This is a genomic window from Spirochaetota bacterium (assembly GCA_035477215.1).
Lineage (GTDB): Bacteria > Spirochaetota > UBA4802 > UBA4802 > UBA5368 > MVZN01.
The window spans coordinates 76453-98444 of record DATIKU010000058.1 but is presented as its reverse complement, the minus strand read 5'-3'; the positions used below and the strand labels follow the sequence as shown (position 1 = coordinate 98444).

Sequence of the window (21992 nt, the reverse complement as noted above, 5' to 3'; positions counted from 1 at the left end):
GACCCGGGTGTACGGCGCGCCTGTGCGGTTGTAACAGATCATAAAAGACGAGCGAAGGACGGAATCGGGCGAATGGAAAGACAGGCGGAAATAAGCTTCTACCTGGTGGTGCTCATATCGTTCTTTCTGCATGTCGTAGCGATGACGGCGCTCATGCTGCCTGATTTCGCCGGAATCGCGGCACGAAAGGCGGCGGAGCGCAGGCTATTCGGCGGACGCGACGTCATCGTCAACATCAACGAGGACGAGCGGAAGGTCACGGGCCGCTCCACGCTCCTCTCGGAGAAGGACTCGGCCGCAAAGGGCCACCTCAGTCGCGAGAAGGGCGACCACTGGCTCAACAACTCGCTCGATTTCCGGCTGCGGCAGGGCAAGGCTCGCCTGGGGCGCACGACCTCGCGCAGCTCGGACGCCAAAAGCGAATCGGCCCTGCTGCTCGCCGAAAATACCGAGGTCGTCATATCGCTTCTCAAACAGGACTTCGGAAGCGTTCTCGGCGAGGAGGGCGACCGCGAATTCACCACCATCCCGGACAAAAACAGCTTCTCACGGAAGAACGCGATCTTCTACTCCAGCGACGGCCGCTTTTCGTTCAACACCATGAAGTTCAGGAATTTCAGGTATTTCAGGGAGATGAAGGATAAGATCGCATCGCACTGGTTTCCGCCGCTTCTGGCCAACTCGGTAATCCGCGGCTATGACCCCGTTACCAGCGCCTATACGCCGGGGAGGCTGCGAATAATGGCGATCCCGAACCAGGAGGTGAAGCTCTATTTCACCATGGATCGCGAGGGCACGGTGCTCGACGTGGTCATCGTCGATTCATTGGGCAACAGGCCGCTTGACTCGTCGTGCACCGAGGCCGTGCGGCTCTCGAAGAACTTCGGGAAAGTGCCCGACGACATACAAGGCGGGGTGATCGTCATCCCGTTCGTGTTCGGGTATTATATTTATTAAGATTGCCGAAGGGCGGGCGCCAGCCTTCACGCAGCACACTGAATAATACGCTGCCTGTTAAATCTCAGCGCGCCTCGTCTATGACCATCGCCAGGGTGATGCCGTCGAGTACGGCCCTGTTTGATTTCTGCATGCGTCCGAAGAGCGAGCCGAAGTACTTCTTCAAAGACTCAGGGTGCGCGTATGCCGGTATCACCATTCCCACGTCGTGAATGAGGTCGACAACGTCGGCGATAACGATGTTTTTCGACGAATTGGAGGGCAGGTAGCCGCCGTCACCGGTCTCGATGATGTATTTTTCCTTTAAAAACAGCGCTGTATGGTAGTCGACCTCTTCCGACTTGTTGGTCGTCAGTTTCAACAAATCCTTGAAGTACGCGGGCCCCTTGCCCTTCTCGAAGTTCGCGTAGATGTAATGAAGAATGGCGATGCCGTAAAACACCGAGTACTCCTGTTTTCCCGCCAACGCCTTTTTGAGGTTGCGATACGTGTGCGGATGCATGAGCGTGTAAGCGATCTCCGCGCCGTAGAGGATGATGAGCGCCGACGAGTAAACCATCAACAGAAAGAGCGGAATGGCCGCAAGCCCCCCGTAGATGGCGAAGGTCCCGCTGGCGAACGACTTGATATACACGATGAACAGCAGAATGAAAATCACCCAGACGGCCCCGGTAAACGAAGCCCCGATGGCCGCGGGTTTGAACGGGACTTTCGTGTTGGGCATGATGATGTAGGTGAGGAGGAAAAGAAGCCAGATAAAGACGAACGGGGCGAAGAAGTTGAGCAGGAATTCAAGAATGCTGCCCCCCTCGGAGCCCTGCCAGCGCCGGCCCTGTGCGTCCGAATTTAAAACGGTCCCGTTTTCCCCGACGGCAACGATGCCCGGGCCAAAGGCGACAAGGTCGTTGATGCGCGGGCTCGAGACCTTGAGCCGGGTCCATTTCTCGCCGCCGTCTTCGGTGATAAGAATGGTCCCCTTTTCGCCGCCGATAAACCCCGTGGTGTCGCTGATAAAATTGACGGCCATGTAATTCCTTTCCAAAAATCGGTGATTGTCCCAGCTGCGGCCGCCGTTGGTGCTGTTTAAAATAAGCCCTTCGTCCCCGACCACCCAGATGTTATAATCGCTCAATAAAAATGCCCGGTTGATGTTGATCCACCGATTTTTTCTTTTTGCCTCGGGGAGGTGGTTGATGTTCCAGGTTTTTCCGGCGTCGTAAGTGGTTATAACGCCGCCCCTGTCGGTGGTTATGACGCCGGTACCGCCATGGAAGGCGATCGAATTGAGATTGGATGAGAAATTCTCGAACTCGATCGCCTGCCAGGATTCCCCGCCGTCCACGGTGCGGAAGAGATAACCACTGTCCGCCGCTATGAAGCCCCGTTTCGGCGTGAGCATGTGGATGTCGCGGAAACCGAACGATCCCCACTTTTCCAGTTGCCACGAAGCGCCCCCGTCGCCAGAGAGGAGTATGATGCCGTTGCGTCCCACGGCCCATCCCATCCTGCCGATAAACTGTATGTCGGTGAATTCGGTTTTCTCGAATTCACCGGGCTCCACCCGGTATTCAAGCTCGCGGAAGGTCTTCGACGCGGCGTCGTATTCGAAGATGGACTGGTTCTCGAAATCGATTCGCTGCGCCGGCACGGCGTTAATCCGGGACATGTCGCCGCCTGTACTGGAGATGTTCGCCTTGTGTCCGGTCACCCACAGGGTGTCGCCGACTGCGAATGCCGAGAGGTAGTTCGGTGCGGCGAAAATCGAGGAAAGGTGCGTCGCGACGGTGGTGCCCGTGATGAGCATGATGGGGCCCAGAGTCAGCGCCGCCCAGTAGTAAATTACTTTGAGGAATATGCTGCGCTGTTTTTCGACCTTCCACACGTCGTTGAGCGACTTTTCGAGCGTGCGCAGTACCGCGGTGGCGGTGAAGACCACGATGATCGTCCCGATACCGCCGATCTTGCCGGCGTTGTCGATAAGGCTCGAGATCGACTCTATGATCGGGTCGATGTTCAGCTTGATGTTGTGCTCCACCATGAAGATCGTGACCCGCCTGAAAAGCTCCTCTTTTTTATCGCTGACGCCGGCGAAGATTGAATAAAACGTGAGGCCCACGGTAAGGGTGGGGATTAGCGAAATGATGGTGGTGTACGCTATCGAGGACGCCTTGGTGAAGCAGTCGTCCAGCATGAACTTGCGTGATGAAACGATGAATATCTTGGCGGCGTTGATAAGTTTGCCGGAGAGGCGCTTGTACGTAATCTCCCCCGAATAGAAATCTTCGGCGAATTTCTGGAGTCGTATTTTAAGCCGTATAACCCAGGATTTTCCGCCTGCGCTTTCCTTTGACATGGTGGATCCGCTCCTTTTCCCGGCGCAAAGTTTCGCCCCCGAAAAACGGCGCGTCTCCCGGCGCATGCCCGGGGACGCATGTTCGAATGGCGCAAATAATAATAGGCGACATGCCGCGGACGGTCAAATAAAAAACCGTGCCGGCGGCCGCACGGGACCGCTTCGATGCCGGCCCCTACCGTTCCTGTCGCGCGATTCCGAAGCGGACGAAGATCCATGGCGCAACGAGTGTCACCCACATACCCATGAGCCAGTAGCGGAGGAAATCCGCGGAATCCAGACCTGGAAGCAGGGGCTTCAGTCCCGCCTTGATGGCGAAAAGTCCCGCAAGGCCCGCCAGAATCATGATGAGCTGTTTTACGAGGGTACCGCCGGGATGAAAATCGACACGCCCCCGCTCGAGGATGATGCCCACCAGAAAGCCGGAAAGTACGCCCAGCGTCTTGGCCTGCTCGTGGCCGGGGAGTATCTTGAAGAGCAGATAGGGCACTATGAGCGCCGCTGCGATGAGCGCGTAGCGGTTGACGAGCTCGTACTTCTTCCGCATCCAGGCCACGGCTACGATGTAGAGCGCGAGCGTAACGCAGCCGAAGGCGAGCCCGCCCAGCACGTCACCGAGAAAGTGAACGCCAAGGTAAAGGCGCGAGTAGGAGATGAGGAGGATGATGATGACGCACGGCGCCACGAAAGGCGTTCTTCCCACGTACCATGCAAGCGCCCCCCAGAACGCGACGGCGGATTGCGCGTGACCGCTGGGAAACCCCGGGCTGTTCTTCGGGATATGCGTCCTGTTGAGCTCGTCGATGTTCGGGATCAGTTTTGCCGGGTCGGGGCGGGGGTTCATCCATACGCCTTTGAGCGCGTCGTTTACAACGGTGCCGACCAGAAGCGAGCCGCCCGCGAGGATGGCGATCCGTTTGGAGGCGCACCAGTAGATGAGCGGGATGAGCAGGGTGTAGAATATTTCGTTGCCCATGACGGTAATGGCGACCATCAACCGGTCCAACAGGGGGCCGGCGAAGATATGCAACCGGTTGAGTATCTCCTCGCCGAAAAGGAGCTGGTCTGCGAAAAACGTTTCCATGTGTTTCTCCTCGATTATTTTTTTAACGCATCCATGGCCACGCGGGCCGCGCCGAGCGCCGGCGCCTTCTCCTGATCGCGTATAATAAGAAACCTCACGTTACGGCCAAGCCCTTCCATCACGCGTTCGCGCACGGTCCTTTTCACCACGGGGAAAATGAGCCGGTGGGCGCGCGAAAGACCGCCGCCGAAGACGATCGCCTCGGGATTGAAGATGTTGACCAGGTTGGCGACGCCGATCCCCAGCCAGGTCGAAACCTGCGCGTAGATATGCAGCGACAGCGCATCGCCGCGCCGCGCTTCCTCCTCGATCATGAGCGGATCGAGCTTTTCATTTTTCATGCGCGCGGCAAGCGAGGACCCGGAGTGTTTTCCGATTACGTTTCGCGCGTAACGCATGAGGCCCGTGGCCGAGGCGTACATCTCGAGACAGCCGGTTCCCCCGCAGGGACACTTGCGGCCGCGGTAGTCGATGCTCGTGTGGCCCACCTCCATGGCGCTTCCGGACTGGCCCGTGTAGACGCGGTTTTCAATCACCACGCCCCCGCCTATCCCCGTTCCGAGGGTGAGCATGATCCAGTTGGAGTATTTCCTTCCCGCGCCCTTCCACCACTCGCCGATAACGGCGACCGTCGCGTCGTTTTCGAGAAACGCTGGGACGCCCGTGCGACGCCTGATGGTTTTTATAAGAGGGAATTTCTGCAGGGCCGGTATGTTCGGGCTGGTGAGCACCATCCCCCGTTTGCGGTCGATGGAGCCGGCTGAGCCCACACCGATCGCCTTTACGGTTGAGGTATCCAGTCCGCGGGCCGCGGCAAGCGCCCGAATGAGCTCTATAAGGCAGTTCTCGATCTCCGGGGGCGTTTTCCCTGTCGGGATCTTTTTAAACGAGAGGATATCGCCATCGCCGTTGGTCAGCACGCCCTTTATCGTGGTGCCGCCTATATCGATACCTATATACATGAGGCCACCGTCCAAGTGGGATGGTTCCGCGGGGCGGAGCCTTATTAAATCAGGCCGGCAGAAGCGCCGTAAAGCAATTTTTCGACCGGGTGTTTTTTTATTCGGGGGAATCTAAGATTATCGGCAATTGCCGACCGTTTTTTCCGGGAGAGCGGCAAAACGCGGGGGATTTTCGGATAAAACGCCGAAAATATTAATGGGCCGGGGCCCGGTTATGCGCCGGCATCCGCATGGGTCCTGTTGTCGATAGCCCCTCCCGAATGAGGGACTCCGGCGCTACGGGAAGCGCGAATTATCGCACCAAGGGATTTAACTCCTTGAAATATCCTGATGTGCGGTAATAGTATTGATTATTGCGGTTTTAGGGCTATACTGTAGTCGGGCATGGAGGACGCGAATGGAAAATACAGAAACCATCGTTGTATACACCGGAATAGGCGCGCGCGAGGCGCCGGCCAACATCATCGCCATCATGGAAAAGACGGGCGCGTACATGGCGTCGAAGGGATACATGCTGCGTTCGGGCGGGGCGGAAGGAGCCAGCGCCGCATTCGAGCGGGGCTGCGACACCGCGGGCGGGAAGAAGCAGGTGTTCCTGCCATGGCGGGGCTTCAACGGCAATAATTCGTCTCTCTACACGGTAAGCGAACGGGCCATGTCGATCGCTTCCTCCTTCAATCCAGCCTGGAACACGCTCGCCGATTCGGCCAAGAAATGCCAGGCCCGTTATGCCCATGTGATAATGGGAGAGGATTTAAAGAAACCGTCCGTCTGCATAATCTGCTATACCAGCGGCGGCAAACAGAAAGGAGGTACCGGGCAGGCGCTGAAAATAGCGCAGAAGTTCAAAGTGCCCGTGTTCGATATAGGTGTCTTCGAGGGAACCCCCGAGGCGATAAAGGTGAAGCTGATTGAGTTCTTAGCCGGGCTTTCCCTCGACGCGACCGGCCTCGAAATCTGACAAGGCGGCGGGTTTGGTGGCGTTTTCCCTCGATACCGCCCGTCGTCCCTCGGGACGCGAAGTACTTGATTGCGGCCCCACTGGATAAAACCGGAATATCATGCGACCTTCCGTCATTCCATTCCGAAAAATCCTCATCGCGCCGGCGGCGCTGATACTTGCCGGCGGTCTGTGCTGCTCGCCGCCGCATGTCCGTACGGGCTCGATCGCAGAGGGACGTCGCGGCCATGTCGTCGATACCGCACGGCAATACCTGGGGGCGCCGTATCGCTACGGGGGGGAGACGCCGCATGGATTCGACTGTTCGGGCTTCGTGATGTATGTGTACGATAAAAACGGGCTCCGCTTGCCCCGCGCCACGGTGGAACAGTACCGTTCGGGCAGGCCGGTCTCGCGCCGGGCCCTGGGGCCGGGCGACCTGGTGTTTTTCTCGATATATGGCGGCCGGATATCACATGTCGGTATTTACGCGGGGAACGGGTCGTTTATCCACGCTCCGAGCTGCGGTAAGCGCGTATCGTACGCGCGTCTCGACAACAGCTACTGGAAGACAAGATACTCGGGCGCCGTCTCGTATTTTGCCGCCGGTAGACGCCCAAATTACACCAATCTATCAAATAATTGAGCGATCGCCCGGCGGGCTATCACTTATTTCTTGACAAATAATTTGCGGCATATTTACTTGCAGCAGCCGGAAAAGGATTGGTTGACTTTTTATGCGAATTGGGATATACCCCGGATCATTCGATCCGTTGACCAATGGGCACCTCGACATAATTGAAAGAGCAAAACAGATATGCGACAGGTTGGTCATAGCCATTGCCAAAAACAGCGCCAAGCACCCGCTTTTCACCGTTCAGGAAAGGCTGGAGATGCTGACTCGGTGCTGCCATTGTGAGACTCGTTCCGTCGAAACCGCCGCTTTTGAGGGTTTGCTCGTCGATTTCTGCCGCGCCCAGGGTGTTACACTGATTTTCAGAGGGTTGAGGGCGATCGTGGATTTCGATTACGAGCACGCGATAGCCCTAATGAATAAAAAGCTCGCTCCCGGAATCGAAACGGTGTTTCTGATGGCGCAGAGCGAGTATTCTTTCGTTTCTTCCAACATGGTAAAGGAAGTCGCCAGTTACGGAGGAGACATCACCTCTCTGGTCCCCCAATTCGTCCAAGAAAAGCTCCAGCAAAGGTTTTCCGGCCCGAAGTAAAACGGCATATCGGAGGCCACGATTCTTAACCGATTCAGCGACCGGGTGCGGGCCAATCCCCGGAGCATAGTTTTCCCCGAAGGGGATGATCCAAGGGTACTCGAGGCCGTATTACGCCTCATCGCCGACGGGCTTATCGCCCGGGCGGTGCTGTTCGGGGATCGTGACAGAATCGAACGGGCGGTCGGCGCGAACGCGTCGCCCGGCGGACGCATAGGCATGGCCGACCCGGGCGTTCTTTCCTCCGACGCGCGGTATCGCGAGGAATACCGCCGGGCCCGCGGCCTGGGAGCGCTCGAGGGAGAGATCCTCGACAGGGCCATGCGCGACCCGGTTTCCCTGGGGGCGCTGATGCTCCGCCTGGGCGAGGTTGACGGTTTTATCGGCGGTGTGCGCACGACGACGGCGGAAATCCTCAGAACGGGTATAGGCGTCGTTAAGGCCGATCGGAGGGTCGGCGTGGTGACCGCGTTCAGCATCGTGACCGCAGGCGCCGAGGGCGGGACGGACAAAGGGCTGTATGTAATCGCGGACCCGGTCGTCAATCCCGACCCGACCGCCGGCGTGCTCTGCAAGATCGCCGAGGCGGCCGCCGTGTTCTCGCGGCAGTTTCTGGGTATCCGGCCCAGGATCGCCTTTTTATCATACTCCACACGGGGTAGCGGCGCAGGGAAGTCGGTGGACAAGATGAGGCTGGCCGCACAACGCGCGCGGGAGCGGATGCCCGAAATAGTGGTGGACGGGGAGCTGCAGCTCGACGCGGCGCTCTCGCCGGAGATCGCGAGGGCAAAGGCGCCGGGAAGCGCCGTAGAGGGAAGGGCGAACGTGCTGTTGTTTCCCAACCTCGACAGCGCGAACATTGGGGTAAAGCTGATCAGGTACTTCGGTAATGCACGTGTTATCGGGCCGGTCATCTACGGCCTTGCAAGGCCGTACAATGACATTTCGCGGGCCGCGACGGTGGAGGACATCGTCAACCTGGCGATGATAACGCAGCTGCAGTCGTGAAAGTGGCGGCGATCAAAATGAAAGATAACGGCGAAGACCATATATACAGGCTTTTTAAACATGAAGATTGATACCAGAAGAGACAGGGGAGGATTGTTATGAGCATTTCGACACTCCTCCTGGTTTTGGCGCTCCCACTCACAGGGGCGGCGGGATTTCTCGCAAGGGCGTATATCGGCAGGGTGAAGCTCAACTCGGCCGAGGCGCGCTCCCATCGGCTGGTTCAGGACGCCGTACGGGAAGCTGAGGCGAAACGCAAGGAACTGCTCATCGAGGCAAAGGACCAGCTTCTCAAGGAAAGGAATCTTTTTGAAAAGGAGATGCGCGAGCGTCGGCAGGAGCTCCAGGGCATTGAAAAACGCCTTGTTCAGAAAGAGGAATCCCTCGACGGAAAGTCCGACCAGCTTGAGAAAAGAGAAAAGACGCTGCAGCAGAGGGAGCTTGAAAATCAGGAAAAAGAAGAAGAGTTAAAACGCGAACAGGACCGTCACAAGAAGGAGCTGGAGCGCATTTCCGGTCTTACGACCGAGGAGGCCAAACAGCTCCTTTTGAAGAACATCGAAAACGACGTCCGTTTCGAGTCGATCAGGCTGATCAACAAAATAGAGGAGGAGGCCAAGCGTACGGCCGAGAAAAAGGCCAAGGAGATCGTGCTGGCCGCCATTCAGCGTAACGCCTCCGATTTCACGTCTGAGTGCACCATCACCACGGTGTCGCTACCTTCGGACGACATGAAGGGACGCATCATCGGGCGCGAGGGACGCAACATACGCACTCTCGAGAACCTAACGGGCGTCGACATGATCATCGACGACACGCCCGAGGTCGTGGTCATATCGGGCTTCGATCCGGTACGGCGCGAAATAGCACGGCTCTCGCTCGAGCGGCTGATTCAGAACGGGCGTATACATCCCGCCCGGATAGAAGAGGTCGTTGAAAAAGTGACACAGGAGCTCGAGGAAAACATGCTCGAGGAGGGCGAAAAAGCCGCCTTCGAACTGGGCCTTCCGGGAATCGCCAGGGAGGCGTTGTACCACGTGGGCAAGCTCCGCTACCGCTCGAGCTACGGGCAGAACATCCTTTCGCACAGCAAGGAGGTCGCCAACCTCGCCGGAATCATGGCGGGCGAGCTCCAACTCGACGTGATGCTCGCCAAGAGATCGGGGCTTCTGCACGACATCGGCAAGGGGAGCGTCGTGGAGGGCGAGGGGGCGCACGCCGTCGTGGGCGCCGAGATGGCCCGCAAGTTCGGCGAGTCGGACAAGGTGGTCAACATTATCGCCTCGCACCACTTCGACAAGGAGCCGGAAACCTTCGAGGCCGTGCTCATACAGGTCGCCGACGCAATTTCGGCATCGAGGCCGGGTGCGCGCCGCGAGTCGCTCGACACCTACGTCAAGCGGCTTGAGAACCTGGAGGCGATCGCCTCGGGATTCAAGGGCGTCGACAAGTGCTACGCCATACAGGCCGGGCGCGAGCTTCGGGTGCTGGTGGCCAACGAGACGGTCACCGACGAGCGGGCCGAAATCCTGGCGCGCGAGATCGCTCAGAAGATCGAGTCCGAGCTCAAATATCCGGGCATCGTGCGGGTGACCGTCATCCGCGAGACCAGGATCGTCGAATACGCGAAATGAATGTTCGCGGGGCGTACGGTGAAGGCCCGGATTTGAATCCGCGCCTTCACCGTGCGCCCCGCGTTCTTATCGATGATACACCATGGATAAACAATTCACCATCCTCGCCATAGGGGACATCGTGGGAAAACCCGGGCGGTCGATCGTCAGGGACGGCCTTGCGACGCTTCGGGAGCGCTACGGTGCCGACTTCGTAATCGCCAACGGGGAGAACGCCTCCGGTGGAAACGCCATAACCCCCGCGGCAGTCGGGGAGTTGTTGTCCCTCGGCATCGACGTCATCACCACCGGCAACCACGTGTGGGACAACAAGGAGATCGAAAAGGTCATCGACTCGGAGCCCCGTTTTCTTCGGCCGGACAATTATCCGTTAGGGGTCGCCGGCCGCGGGTACGGCATTTTCGAGTCTCGCGAGGGCGCAAAGAAGGTCTGCGTAGTGAACCTGATGGGACGCGTACACATGGCGCCGCTCGACTGTCCCTTCAGAGGATTCGACAGGATATTTCTGGACGTCGCGGGGAAAGCCGATATACTTATCGTGGACTTTCACGCGGAAGCGACCTCGGAGAAGCGTGCATTCGGCTGGTACGTGGACGGTAGGGCGTCGGCGGTGTTCGGCACCCACACCCACGTACAGACGGCCGACGAGGAGATACTGCCGGGCGGAACGGGCTATATCACCGACATCGGCATGAGCGGTTCGTTCAACTCGGTGATCGGCATGGACACGGGCAAATCGGTCCAGCGTTTTCTGCGCCTTACAAGAGTCAAGTACGACGTCGCCACGGGAAACGAGAAGCTCAACGGCGTCGTGTTCCGGTTTTCCGACGGAGGGAGAACGGCGGCGGTCGAAAGAATATTGCTTGAAAAATAACCCAATTTGTTTGTATAGACGAAGCACTCGCACCTATGAGGGGCCGGCGGGGACGCCTGCCGGCGGCAAGAGAGCTCCACGGGGATGATACCGCGGGCGTACCGAACGACATGATTGAACGTTTATCGGAAATACGGAAACTCGACGCGACGGGCCTGGGAAGGCTCGCCGCCGAGGTTCGCGAACTGATCATCGACGTGGTCTCGAAGAACGGCGGCCACCTGGCTTCCTCTCTTGGAGTGGTCGAGATCACGCTCGCGCTGCACCATGTTTTCAACACGCCCGTCGACCGCATCATCTGGGACGTTGGACACCAGAGCTACGCGCACAAAATCATCACCGGAAGGAGCGCCGAATTCGCGAGCCTCAGGAAACTCGGTGGCCTGAGCGGCTTTCCGAAGATATCGGAATCGCCCTTCGATACCTACAATACCGGGCACAGCAGCACCAGCCTCTCGCTCGCCCTCGGCGAGGCCGTGGGCAGGGACCTGCGCAACGAGAAATACAAGATCCTTCCCGTCATCGGCGACGGCTCAATGACCGGCGGCATGGCCTTCGAGGCGCTCAACCAGATCGGCCATTTGAAGAAAGACATCATCATCATTCTCAACGACAACGAGCACTCCATCTCGAAGAACGTTGGTGCGCTGTCGGAGTACCTGTTGCGGATAATCACCGCGCCGCTCTACAACCGGCTGCGCCGGCGCTCGTATGCGATTATAAAAAGAGTCCCGCGCCACGGTAAGAAGCTCTACGATTTCTTCTACAGGCAGGAGGCGCGCGTAAAGGGTTTCTTCGTGCCGGGCAGCTTCTTCGAGGAACTGGGCATCCGCTATTTCGGCCCGGTCGACGGGCACAACCTTTCTCTTCTTCTCGAGGTGCTGCGCGGCGTAAAAAACATCGACAACGGCCCCAAGATCGTCCACGTCATCACCCGCAAGGGGAAGGGCTATGCCCCGGCGGAAAAGGACCCGGCCACCTTCCACGGCATCGGCCCGTTTGATAAACAAACCGGAAAAACGCCGAAGCGGGACTCCATCGCGTACTCGGAGATCGTGGGTAAGACACTGGCCGAGATTGCGCGGCGCGACCGCAGGGTGGTGGCCATTACCGCGGCCATGAAGATGGGTACCGGGCTTTACGAGTTCGAGAAACAGGCCCCGGAGAGATTTTTCGACGTCGGTATCGCCGAACAACACGCCGTCACCTTCGCCTCGGCGCTCGCGTCCAAGGGGTTCAAGCCGTTCGTGTCCATTTATTCGTCCTTCCTCCAGCGCGCCGTGGACCAGGTCATCCACGACGTGGCGGTCACCGCCCAGCCGGTGCGCCTGCTTGTGGACAGGGCGGGTATTGTCGGCGAGGACGGGGAAACGCACCATGGCCTCTCGGACATCGGCATTATCAGAAACATCCCTAATTTCATTTACCTCGCCCCTTCCAATGGCACGGAGCTTCGGGATATGCTGTACTTCGCCGCCGAACACGGCACCGGGCCGGTCGCCATTCGCTTTCCCAGGGGGCACGATGAATCGGGAGCAATCGACATCGCCGTACACGATCGCTTTGAACCGGGTCGGGCGAAACGCCTTGCCACCGGAAGGGATGTGGCGCTGATCGCCGTAGGTGACATGGTGCCGATCGCGCTCGAAACCGCCGGGATACTCAAACAGAACGAAATTTCGGCGACGGTGCTCAACCTCCTCAGCATAAAGCCACTCGACCTTAAAAAGATCGAGAGGGCCGCGGCCGAAACGCGCTTTTTCGTTACACTCGAAAACGGATATATGCTGGGCGGGATCGGCGAACACATACTCTCGGGCATACATCGCGATCTGCGACAGCGCATGCTTTTCGCCGCAGGCTTCCCCGACCGCTTCATCGAACATGGAACCATGCGGGAGCTTTTCCGGCTCCACGGCCTGGATGCCGCCTCGCTTGCCCGGAAGATCATCCGGGGTATCAATGTCCGAAAGATCCATGAAAAAAGGCACATTGTTAGACGCGTATCTGGCTGAAAACGGGCTCTCGCCCTCGCGCGAAAAGGCGAAGCGGGAGATCATGGCGGGCTGGGTGCGGGTGGACGGCGAGACCGTCCGCGTCCCGTCGCGCCTGCTTCGCGGCACCGAGGAGGTGCGCGTGGAGCGCCCCGGCGGCAGCTTCGCGAGCCGCGGCGGCGAGAAGCTCGACCGGGCGCTCGACGTCTTCGGGATCGACGCCGCGGGAAGGGTCGTCGCCGACCTCGGCGCCTCGACAGGAGGCTTCACCGACTGCCTGCTGAAGCGCGGGGCGGCGCTGGTGTACGCGGTCGACGTGGGCTACGGGCAGCTCGATTACGCCCTCCGCCGCGACGAGCGTGTGGTGGTGATGGACCGCACCAACGTGCGCAACCTCTCCCGCGGCGATTTCGACCGCACCGTGGACCTGGTGACGGCCGATCTTTCGTTTATTTCCCTTGTCAAGGCGGTGGACGCCATGGTCGCCGCGTTCGCGCAGTCCGAGGGGGCGCTGCTCATCAAGCCGCAGTTCGAGGCGGGAAAAGGCGAGCACGGGAAGGGCGTGGTGCGCGACGCCGCGAGGCACGTCGAAATCCTCATGCGCGTGGTCCGGGAACTCTCGCAAAAGGGCGTCGGTTTCCGCGCGCTCTGCCATTCGCCGCTCAAGGGCCCGGCGGGAAACATCGAATTCTTCCTGCACGCGGACATAGGGCGAAGTCACCTCCCCGAACGCGGCGAACTCGAGCAAATCGTTGAGCGCGTCGTCGGCGAGGCGCATCGCGCGCTCGACGATGGTAAAAACGGTTAAAATTTTTCCTTCCTTCGCCGTCGTCGGAAAATAATTTCTTGACCGGACGTTCCGCGTTTGGTTTTCTTAAAACGGCCGTCGAGCGGTAGAGAGAAAGCCAATCGAGTCCGATTTCCGGGTCCTGAATGAGAAACAAAGCGAAAACCCTTGCCGCGCTGCTTCTTGCGGGCTGCGTCGCGTCCACGGCGGCCTTCGCGCTGGATATGAGCGGAGTTATGGCTTATCCTGTACCATTTAATCCTGACAAGAAAACATTAACCATTGGTGGATTACCCCCCGGGGCTTCCGATATCAGAATTAAGATATTTGACATTAATGGTGATTCAGTCTTCGAGAGGAGTTATTCACCTGCCGCAACCACTATTGAATGGAGTGGCCGGAACAACAGTGGCCGGAAAGTTAAACCCGGCCTTTATATCATTAAGGTAACGGCCGAGGATAGCGCAACCGGCAATTACGGCAAAAAGCTCATCCGCATCCTGGTGGATTACAAATAGTGAAGGCATTTTCGGCGAAATACCCGCGGTTTATCGCGCTCTGTGTAACATTCTGCGCGCTTTCGGTCTCTCAGATTCAGGCCCAGGACGCGGGTTCGCGCGCCTCGTTCACGCGCAGCGGCTGGGTCGGCTCGCGGTACATCGCCATGGGGAAGGCGGCCGAGGCGATAGCGGACGACGTGTACGCCATCTACTGGAACCCGGCCGGGCTGGTGGACCTCAGGGAGCGGCAGACCCTCTCCTCCGATGAAATACGCGAAAAGGTGGAGAAGGGAAACATAAAAGGCATATCCGAACAGGACCTCGTGCGGTTTTCGGACGAAGGAAGCTCCCGGGTCTTCGTCCAGGCCGGGGTTTCGGCCGCGCTCCTCGACGTTGAGCGCGAGGCGGGCTTTGCCGGCATCGCCTTCGGTCTCGGCAGAGGGGTGATGGGCTGCGGCCTCTACCTCATCCAGTCGCGGGGCATCGAGGGGCGGGATGATTTCGGAACGTACACCGGTGACCTCAACTACGTGGCCTCCACGGGTTTTCTCTCCTACGGCTTCACCACGGGGCTCGCCTCGATGGGCCTTTCGCTCAAAGGCCTGCAGGAACGGATAGGCGAATCGACCTATTACGGCGCGGCTGCGGATTTCGGTGCGAACGTGGACGTGCTGCCGTTTCTGCGATTGGCCTTCGTTATGCAGGACATAGGGCAGACGATGCAGGGGGACGAGAGCGAGGACGAGATGAAGCGGCGCTACGACTTCGGTTATCCCTCGCTCAAGGTGTCCGCCGCCCTCACCAACAGGAACAGGGATTTTACGCTGGCTGTTACCGGGGTCAAAAAGATCGAGCAGGAAAAGTACGAGCTTAACGGGGGCATACAGTACAACGTATCCGGCGCGCTTTCCATGCACATGGGGCTTAACGAGGCGAATTTCGCCGCGGGGCTCTCCATTCATTTGCTCGGCATGAATATCGGTTACGCTTTCAGCGTCGACAACATAGATTACGGGTACAACAATATCGTCTCGCTGAGCCTGGTATTATAGCGTATGCGCGAAGGCGATGAAAGGCGCCCCCGTATTATGGGCATTGTTAACGTAACGCCGGATTCGTTTTACGACGGGGGGAGATACTTCGATACCGAAAGCGCGAAGGCGCATGCGCGGCGGCTCTGCGCTGACGGGGCGGACATCCTCGACATAGGCGGCGAATCGAGCCGTCCGGGCGCGCGGAGGATATCCGAACAGGAGGAGATGGACCGGGTCTGCCCGGTCATTGAATTCGCGGCGCGGAATTTCGATACGGTCGTTTCGGTCGATACCTGCAGGGCGGGGGTCGCGGCCGCGGCCCTCGGGGCCGGGGCGACGGTCATCAACGATATAAGCGCCCTGGGCATGGACGACGAAATGGCGCCGCTTGCGGCGCGCACCGGCGCGTACGTTGTGCTCATGCACATGAAGGGCGCGCCGCAGACGATGCAGGACAATCCCGTATACGGGGATGTCGTCGCCGAGGTCGCCGGCGCTCTCGATGAACGCGCCGAATACGCCATGAGCGCGGGAATAGGGAGGGACAGGATTATCCTCGATCCGGGAATCGGCTTCGGAAAAACGATGGAGCACAATTACCTGATTTTGAGAAATCTCGGGCGTTTCAAACGGTCCGGGTTTCCGCTCCTCGTTGGCCTTTCGAGGAAATCGCTCATTGGGGGGCTGTACGACGACGAAAGCGACCGGTTGCCGGCGACGATCGCTCTTAACGCCGTAGCGGTGATGGCCGGCGCCGATATCATAAGAGTGCACGACGTGCGCGAACACCGCCTCGCGATGGAGGCGGTCACCATGCTTTCAAGGGTCCCGGATGGAAGCCGTATTTGAAAGAACGATGTACCTGATCTCAAGCTTCTGGGAGTATGCCAGAATATTTCTGGACGTGCTCCTGGTGGCGTTTCTGTTATACTGGGTGTATACCTTCATCGCGAACACCAGGGCCATGCAGCTTTTAAAGGGCCTGGTGGCCATCTTCGTGGTCGCGGTCCTCTCGCATGTGCTCAGGCTCGATACGCTCAACTGGCTCATCACCAATCTCACATCCTACATCGTCATTACGGTCATCATACTGTTCCAGCCCGAGTTACGCAGATTGCTCACCCAGTTCGGCCAGCGCAACTGGATCTCGAACGCCTTCACCACCGAGACCTTCCAACTCGACGAGATGGTGAACGCCATCGCGGCCATGGCCGAGGAGCGCATCGGCTCGCTGATAGTCATCGAGCGCAATACGGGGCTCAGGGCGTACATAGAGTCGGGCGTCGTCATCAACTCGCTCATCACCGAGGAGCTCATCCGCACCGTCTTTTTTCCCAATACGGCCCTGCACGACGGGGCGATCATAATACAGGAGGCGCGGATAATGGCCGCCGCCTGCTACCTGCCGCTCAGCGATTCGCGGCAGCTTAAAAAACAGCACGGCGCCCGGCACAGGGCGGCACTTGGCATAGCCGAGGAAACGGACGCGCTGGTGGTCGTCACCTCCGAGGAGACCGGCGCCATATCGCTCATGGTGAACGGGAGGATGTTCTCCCGGATCAAGCTTTCAGATCTGAAAAACATGATACTGTACTTCATGAACCCGAAGACCGCATACGAAGAGAGATATTCCATTAAATGATCAGCTTCCTCGACGAAATCAGGAATATAGCGAGCGGCAGGGACTTCAAGCAGAAGTTCCTCTGCATTCTGGCGGCCGTGGTACTCTGGGCATACGTGGGGAACACCCGGACGAGTGAAATAAAGCTTCGCGTCCCCATCGAGTTCAGAAACCTTCCCGCCGCCATGATGGTGGAAAACAGCCGCGACCAGTTCATCACCGTCCGGCTGAGCGGCAGGCAGGAAGACATAAAGATAATCAACGCGAAAAACATCAGGACGTACGTCGATCTCGAGAACGCCGTGGTCAGCGACCAGATACGCTATCCCGTGGAACTGTTAAGGACAGAAATCCCGGAAGGGGTGCGCGTCGATCTTTCACGCGACAAGGTGCTTCTGTCCATACAGAGAAAGCTTACGAAGCGAGTGCCGATCATCGTCAGAACTGCCGGCGAAATAAAGGAAGGCTTTCTCCTCGGCGCCCACAGGACCGTACCGGCATACGTAAACATTTCCGGGGCCGAATCAGGCGTGCGCGAAGTCGAGTCCGTCTTCACCAGGGAGGTAAGGGTGGACGGCCAGTCAAAAAGCGTAACGCGCGAGGTCGAGCTCGATCTTGATGAACACCGCGACCTGAGCGCGGACATACAGAAGCTGGCCGTTTTCATCCAGATAATCGATGTGCGCGGGCTCGTTCGGATGGAGGCGAAGGCCAGGATCCGAAACCCCGACGAGCAATACGAATACAGGCCGGCCATCGACACGGTCGCGGTGTATCTCAAGCCCCTCCACGACGGGGAGCCCGCCGATGGTCTGCTATTTGATGTCACGATCGATCCCGGCCTGGTGTCGGCGATGGATTTTCCCGGCGACGCCGCCGATTCCGTTGTGGAACGGCAATGCATGGTTACGGCGGTTTTAAGGAACAGGCAGGATGATTTCCGGATCATGCACGTGCTTCCGGACGCCATATCGGTCAAAATCAGGAAAAAAGCGGTCGGCCCGGAGCCGCAATGAGGATGAAATGCCCGAAATAGTTCTCTGTGTTAATATCGATCACATCGCCACGCTGCGCCAGGCACGGGGAGGGGTCGAGCCCGATCCGATAGCCGGGGCGGTTATATGCGAGGAAAACGGGGCCGCGGGCATAACCGTGCACCTGCGTGAGGACAGGCGGCATATCCAGGACCTCGACGTTGCGGGCCTGCGCGACGTGGTGCGGGGCAAGTTCAACCTGGAGATGGCGCTCTCCGACGATATCATCGCGGTGGCGAGGGGCATTGTACCGAACCAGATTACGCTCGTTCCGGAAAAGCGTCGGGAGCTCACGACCGAAGGCGGGCTCGACGTCGGCGCGAACTTAAGGCGGATTTCCGAGGTTGTGAGGGTGTTCCACGATCTCGGCGTCGTGGTCTCGCTTTTTATCGAGCCTGATAAACGGGCGGTGGAACTCAGCAGAGAAACCGGCGCGGACTTCGTCGAACTGCATACCGGCACCTACTGCAGCGCGAGGGCCGCGGCCGAAGTCCAAAAAGAGCTTGATCGAATCCACGAGGCGGCACATCATGCCGTAAGCATCGGCATACGGGTCAACGCGGGCCACGGACTCAATTACCTGAACCTGCCGCCGATCCTCGCGACGCCGGGGCTCGAGGAGCTTAATATCGGCCATTCGATCATCTCGCGTTCCGTCTTTACCGGGCTGGCCAGGGCCGTAAAGGAAATGGCCGACCTCATCTTGAACGCTCGTCGGGCATAGGGGCCCGCCGGATCCGCCGGAGAATTGCCATGCTGGGAAACCTGCTCAAAATACTCCTGTTTTTTTTCGCGATTTACCTCGTCTATAAATTTATAAGGGGCGCTCTCTCGATGGGCAGGCGTAACCGGCGCCGCGACCCTCAGGACGAGCGGTCGGACGATCCCCGGCGCCGCTCCGGACAGAAGAACGCGCGGGTGATCGAGCTCGATAAAGACCAGTATAAAGTCGAATAGGAGGTGATCGTGAACGCATGGCGACGCGTCGCTCTTCTTGCCGTCTTTGCGGCGTCGGTTTTATCATGGTCCGGATGCGGCGGTTTGAAGGGCGAATTTGCAGTAAAACGGCCATTCGCCGACGAATACCACAGGGTGACGGGAATACCCGAATTCTCAGCGGCCGAACGCATCGATTGGGTCTACGTTTTCAGCAACGTCACGGAAGAGCACGCAATCGGCGTGATATTGATGAAAAAGGAGCTAGTATGGGTTGATGTAAGCGTCCGGACCGAACGGATCGACGTCGTGCAGAAAGTCATTTACGGAGCGATTGAAGGGCTCGATAAGGGCGTCTACCGGTTGCTTGTCGCCGAGAAGGGTAAAATCCTTGGCGAGATGGAATTTGTCGTTTATGATGAAGCGCACGACGACGAGGCGGATATAACGGAACATAAGTGATTATCGTACCAGGAAATACAGCGCCGCGAAAAGCACAAAGTTGAGATCGAGAAGCATCTCGTATTTTAGAGCGATAAAGTAGTTCTTCGACCTGATCCTGAGATATACGGCGGCGAAATACGCGAGATTGACCAGGAATACGAGAAACAGCGCCTTCCCCGTCGAAAGCGCAATTGCCGTGAAGACCGCGCCCGCAGCGGCGGAAACCGCGATGGCGATCCTGCCCGCCGATTGAACCCCCAGCATTGTTGAAAAAGTCTGCATTCCGAAGATGAGGTCGCCCTGGAAGGCGATGATGTCGAGCAGGATATTCCTGAACAAAACCAGGGCGAAAACGAACGAACATGCGCCGATGAAGCTCGCGGTGTCCGCGCCAGCGGCCGCGAGCGGGAGAACCGTCGAAACGATCAGCCAGCCGAAGGCCGATACGATATTTTTCAGGTTATAGGCCTTTTCCAGAAGCCCGATTCCGCTCTTTAACACCATCCGCTTCACCGTTCGCGTCGAATATACCGCACCAAGAAAACATGACACCAGATAGCCGAACGCGACCGCCGGCTGGTGATGGGCGGCGAGGTAGAGGCAGGCAACCAGCGCAATGATCGCCATCGGAAGCAGCACGTGCCTGTGCCGGTTCTGGATCGCGTATTTAACCGGGTTCCGTATGAAAAGAGAGTCCATCTCGAAATGGTTGTTGAGCGTGTACATCGCGAAGATGTATAGAAACGACTCGATAGCGATCGCCGTACCGGCGGCCGCCCCGGCAAAGGCAAGTACGAAGAGGCTTATTAACGAGGCCGCCGCCGCGGACAGGAGGTTGGTCCTGAGGATGAAGTCGAGGAGCTTGACGATGATGCCGGGGAAGAAGCGGTTGTTGCGATACTGGATTTCGTAAAGACGCTCCATGACATTGTTGATGATCCAGCCCGGCGTCGACGCGCCCGCGGTAACAAGCACGTGTTTCACCCCGCGAAAATCTCCGGCGGCAAGCTCCCCCTCGGTTTCGACATGAAATGTCCTTATGCCGCATTCGCGGCTCATCTGCGCAAGCCGCGTGGTATTGGCGGACTGCCGGCCGCCGACCACCACAAGCGCATCGATGTTCCGCGCCATGCCGTCGCGGATGTCGTTCTGCCGGTCGTGGGTGGAGTCGCAGATGGTGTTGAATACCGTAACCTCGCTGAAGCGTTTTTCCAGCTCATTCACGATTGCAAAGAACTGATCCCTGTCCTGCGTGGTCTGGGAGACGAGGATGTATTTATCGGCCCTGGGAACCGTATCGATGTCCGCGATGTCGGAGACGACGGTTACGCCGGCGGCGGCATAACTCTTGAGGCCCAGCACCTCGGCATGGTCCCTGTCGCCGACTATTATGGTATAGTAGCCTTTGCCGGAGTAATTCTTGATGAGGCCCTGGACGCGCGACACGCGCGGGCAGGTCAGGTTGAGGTAGCGCCGCGAGCGCGCCTTGATGTCGCGAAGGTTCTCCAGGGGTATGCCGTGGGTGCGCACGACGATCGTCTTTCCGTCGATGTCGTCAAGTGTGTGGACAGTCTTGAGGCCCCGCTTGCCAAGTATGGCAACGGTCTGCGGATTGTGGATGAGCGGCCCGTAAACGAGTATCTCCTCGCCGGCGGTATTGAGCTCCTCGACAATGGTGAGAACGGCATCCCGAACCCCCATGCAGAAGCCGGAATGGCGGGCCAGCTCTATTTTCATTGCTCGCGGCCCTTTTCTCCGCCGGGAACGCCGACCACCGGCGCCTGCAGGCTGCCGCTGACGGTCAACCTGAGGAGGCCCTCGTCGTTTTTGGCAAGACCGCCGAGCAGCATGCGGTAGTCCTGAATAAGCTTCGATTGAGTATCGATGTCGATGACGAGGTTGAGCGTGGAGTTCCGCACGTACGGCGCAAGGGCGATGGAGCCCCGGACGGTGCCGCGAATATCCGGCCCCGCGCCTTCGAGTTTCGTTATATGTATTTCGCTTTTTTTAATCTCTGATTGCATGGCTATCGAGGTGAAGCGTATGGCGGGGATCGTGAATTCTTTTATGGTTATCCCCTTAAGCGAGACGTTCTGAATCTCGATGTTCAGAAAACCGTCGCGGGGGACGCCCGATGCCGGATCGGCGGCCAGTCTGAATTCGCTGTTCAGAAGGCAGGAGAATGAAGCGCTGTCGTCGGCGTACCTGAAGTCCTGGACGCCGATTTCACCCTTCAGGGTTTTATTGACGAGGGTGGTGACCGGGTTGATGGCGATATCGAAACGGACGTCTTTCATGCTGATTTCCGATTCCGTTCCGGTGCCGAGTATGAGGCTGTCGATGTATGAGTCCCCTATGACATTGAAATCAATCTCCCCGACGATAACGCTTCGCAGGCCTCTCTGTTCCATCTTCTGGAGCTCACTGCGTATCAGGACGTCGAACGGGAACCCCAGCACGGTGAATACCGCGGTGAGGACCAGCGCCGTCGCGATGTAGAGCCTGGCATACGGCAGTGCCAGCGCCCCGCGCGCGAAACGGCCGGCCGATTTAAGCGCCGCGGAGATCCTCTCTCTTAGCCTTCGTAATTCCATGAGTCTGCAT

At 58.4% G+C, this 21992-nt stretch carries 22 protein-coding genes; 17 read left to right on the top strand and 5 right to left on the bottom strand.

Annotated elements, in window-relative coordinates:
• The first annotated feature begins 72 nt into the window (after nt 1-72).
• Complete coding sequence (locus VLM75_14995; GenBank protein HSV98228.1) at nt 73-957, top strand: energy transducer TonB; 885 nt, start codon at nt 73-75, stop codon at nt 955-957.
• 64 nt (nt 958-1021) lie between these two features.
• Here VLM75_14995 and VLM75_14990 read toward each other — a convergent pair whose 3' ends face one another.
• The 3 genes from VLM75_14990 to VLM75_14980 all read right to left on the bottom strand — a co-directional run bounded on the left by VLM75_14990 (nt 1022) and on the right by VLM75_14980 (nt 5356).
• Nucleotides 1022-3310 (bottom strand): YhjD/YihY/BrkB family envelope integrity protein, encoded by a 2289-nt coding sequence (locus tag VLM75_14990; GenBank protein ID HSV98227.1) that lies wholly within the window; start codon nt 3308-3310, stop codon nt 1022-1024.
• A 175-nt stretch (nt 3311-3485) separates the two neighbouring features.
• Nucleotides 3486-4394: a phosphatase PAP2 family protein gene (locus tag VLM75_14985; protein ID HSV98226.1), complete on the bottom strand. Its 909-nt coding sequence runs from the start codon at nt 4392-4394 to the stop codon at nt 3486-3488.
• A 14-nt stretch (nt 4395-4408) separates the two neighbouring features.
• Nucleotides 4409-5356: an ROK family protein gene (locus tag VLM75_14980; GenBank protein HSV98225.1), complete on the bottom strand. Its 948-nt coding sequence runs from the start codon at nt 5354-5356 to the stop codon at nt 4409-4411.
• A gap of 397 nt (nt 5357-5753) precedes the next feature.
• On the opposite strand from VLM75_14980, the gene VLM75_14975 reads away from it, so the two are divergent.
• The 16 genes from VLM75_14975 to VLM75_14900 all read left to right on the top strand — a co-directional run bounded on the left by VLM75_14975 (nt 5754) and on the right by VLM75_14900 (nt 19406).
• On the top strand, nt 5754-6317 hold the full coding sequence (locus tag VLM75_14975) for a hypothetical protein (GenBank protein ID HSV98224.1): 564 nt from the start codon (nt 5754-5756) through the stop codon (nt 6315-6317).
• 100 nt (nt 6318-6417) lie between these two features.
• The gene (locus VLM75_14970; protein HSV98223.1) at nt 6418-6942 is read left to right on the top strand and encodes a C40 family peptidase; all 525 of its coding nucleotides are present in this window, start codon (nt 6418-6420) and stop codon (nt 6940-6942) included.
• Nucleotides 6943-7033: 91 nt separating this feature from the next.
• Nucleotides 7034-7522, top strand: coding sequence for a pantetheine-phosphate adenylyltransferase (gene coaD / locus VLM75_14965; GenBank protein ID HSV98222.1), 489 nt, complete (start codon nt 7034-7036; stop codon nt 7520-7522).
• Between the two features lie 6 nt (nt 7523-7528).
• Entirely contained in the window at nt 7529-8530 is a 1002-nt protein-coding gene (locus VLM75_14960) for a phosphate acyltransferase (GenBank protein ID HSV98221.1), read from the top strand.
• A gap of 98 nt (nt 8531-8628) precedes the next feature.
• Nucleotides 8629-10164, top strand: a complete 1536-nt coding sequence (gene rny / locus VLM75_14955; GenBank protein HSV98220.1) for a ribonuclease Y — start codon at nt 8629-8631, stop codon at nt 10162-10164.
• Nucleotides 10165-10246: 82 nt separating this feature from the next.
• Nucleotides 10247-11038: a TIGR00282 family metallophosphoesterase gene (locus tag VLM75_14950; protein HSV98219.1), complete on the top strand. Its 792-nt coding sequence runs from the start codon at nt 10247-10249 to the stop codon at nt 11036-11038.
• Between the two features lie 110 nt (nt 11039-11148).
• Nucleotides 11149-13053: a 1-deoxy-D-xylulose-5-phosphate synthase gene (gene dxs / locus VLM75_14945; protein HSV98218.1), complete on the top strand. Its 1905-nt coding sequence runs from the start codon at nt 11149-11151 to the stop codon at nt 13051-13053.
• Nucleotides 13016-13840, top strand: coding sequence for a TlyA family RNA methyltransferase (locus VLM75_14940; GenBank protein ID HSV98217.1), 825 nt, complete (start codon nt 13016-13018; stop codon nt 13838-13840). Before dxs ends, VLM75_14940 begins: the two co-directional genes overlap by 38 nt.
• 125 nt (nt 13841-13965) lie before the next feature.
• Nucleotides 13966-14337, top strand: coding sequence for a FlgD immunoglobulin-like domain containing protein (locus VLM75_14935; GenBank protein HSV98216.1), 372 nt, complete (start codon nt 13966-13968; stop codon nt 14335-14337).
• A complete protein-coding gene (locus VLM75_14930) occupies nt 14337-15371 on the top strand; it encodes a hypothetical protein (protein ID HSV98215.1) in 1035 nt (344 codons plus the stop codon). The genes VLM75_14935 and VLM75_14930 overlap by 1 nt, the downstream gene beginning before the upstream one ends.
• 36 nt (nt 15372-15407) lie before the next feature.
• The gene (folP, locus tag VLM75_14925) at nt 15408-16202 is read left to right on the top strand and encodes a dihydropteroate synthase (protein ID HSV98214.1); all 795 of its coding nucleotides are present in this window, start codon (nt 15408-15410) and stop codon (nt 16200-16202) included.
• A complete protein-coding gene (cdaA, locus tag VLM75_14920) occupies nt 16186-16995 on the top strand; it encodes a diadenylate cyclase CdaA (GenBank protein ID HSV98213.1) in 810 nt (269 codons plus the stop codon). The genes folP and cdaA overlap by 17 nt, the downstream gene beginning before the upstream one ends.
• On the top strand, nt 16992-17990 hold the full coding sequence (locus VLM75_14915) for a hypothetical protein (GenBank protein HSV98212.1): 999 nt from the start codon (nt 16992-16994) through the stop codon (nt 17988-17990). Before cdaA ends, VLM75_14915 begins: the two co-directional genes overlap by 4 nt.
• Before the next feature lie 7 nt (nt 17991-17997).
• Nucleotides 17998-18732 (top strand): pyridoxine 5'-phosphate synthase, encoded by a 735-nt coding sequence (locus VLM75_14910; GenBank protein ID HSV98211.1) that lies wholly within the window; start codon nt 17998-18000, stop codon nt 18730-18732.
• Nucleotides 18733-18761: 29 nt separating this feature from the next.
• Complete coding sequence (locus VLM75_14905; protein ID HSV98210.1) at nt 18762-18965, top strand: hypothetical protein; 204 nt, start codon at nt 18762-18764, stop codon at nt 18963-18965.
• Between the two features lie 9 nt (nt 18966-18974).
• Complete coding sequence (locus VLM75_14900) at nt 18975-19406, top strand: hypothetical protein (GenBank protein HSV98209.1); 432 nt, start codon at nt 18975-18977, stop codon at nt 19404-19406.
• On the opposite strand, the gene ispH is transcribed toward VLM75_14900, so the two are convergent.
• Together ispH and gspN are read right to left on the bottom strand one after the other, a co-directional pair.
• A complete protein-coding gene (gene ispH / locus VLM75_14895; protein ID HSV98208.1) occupies nt 19407-21125 on the bottom strand; it encodes a 4-hydroxy-3-methylbut-2-enyl diphosphate reductase in 1719 nt (572 codons plus the stop codon).
• Nucleotides 21122-21982 (bottom strand): type II secretion system protein GspN, encoded by an 861-nt coding sequence (gene gspN / locus VLM75_14890; protein ID HSV98207.1) that lies wholly within the window; start codon nt 21980-21982, stop codon nt 21122-21124. The genes ispH and gspN overlap by 4 nt, the downstream gene beginning before the upstream one ends.
• Nucleotides 21983-21992 lie beyond the last annotated feature (10 nt).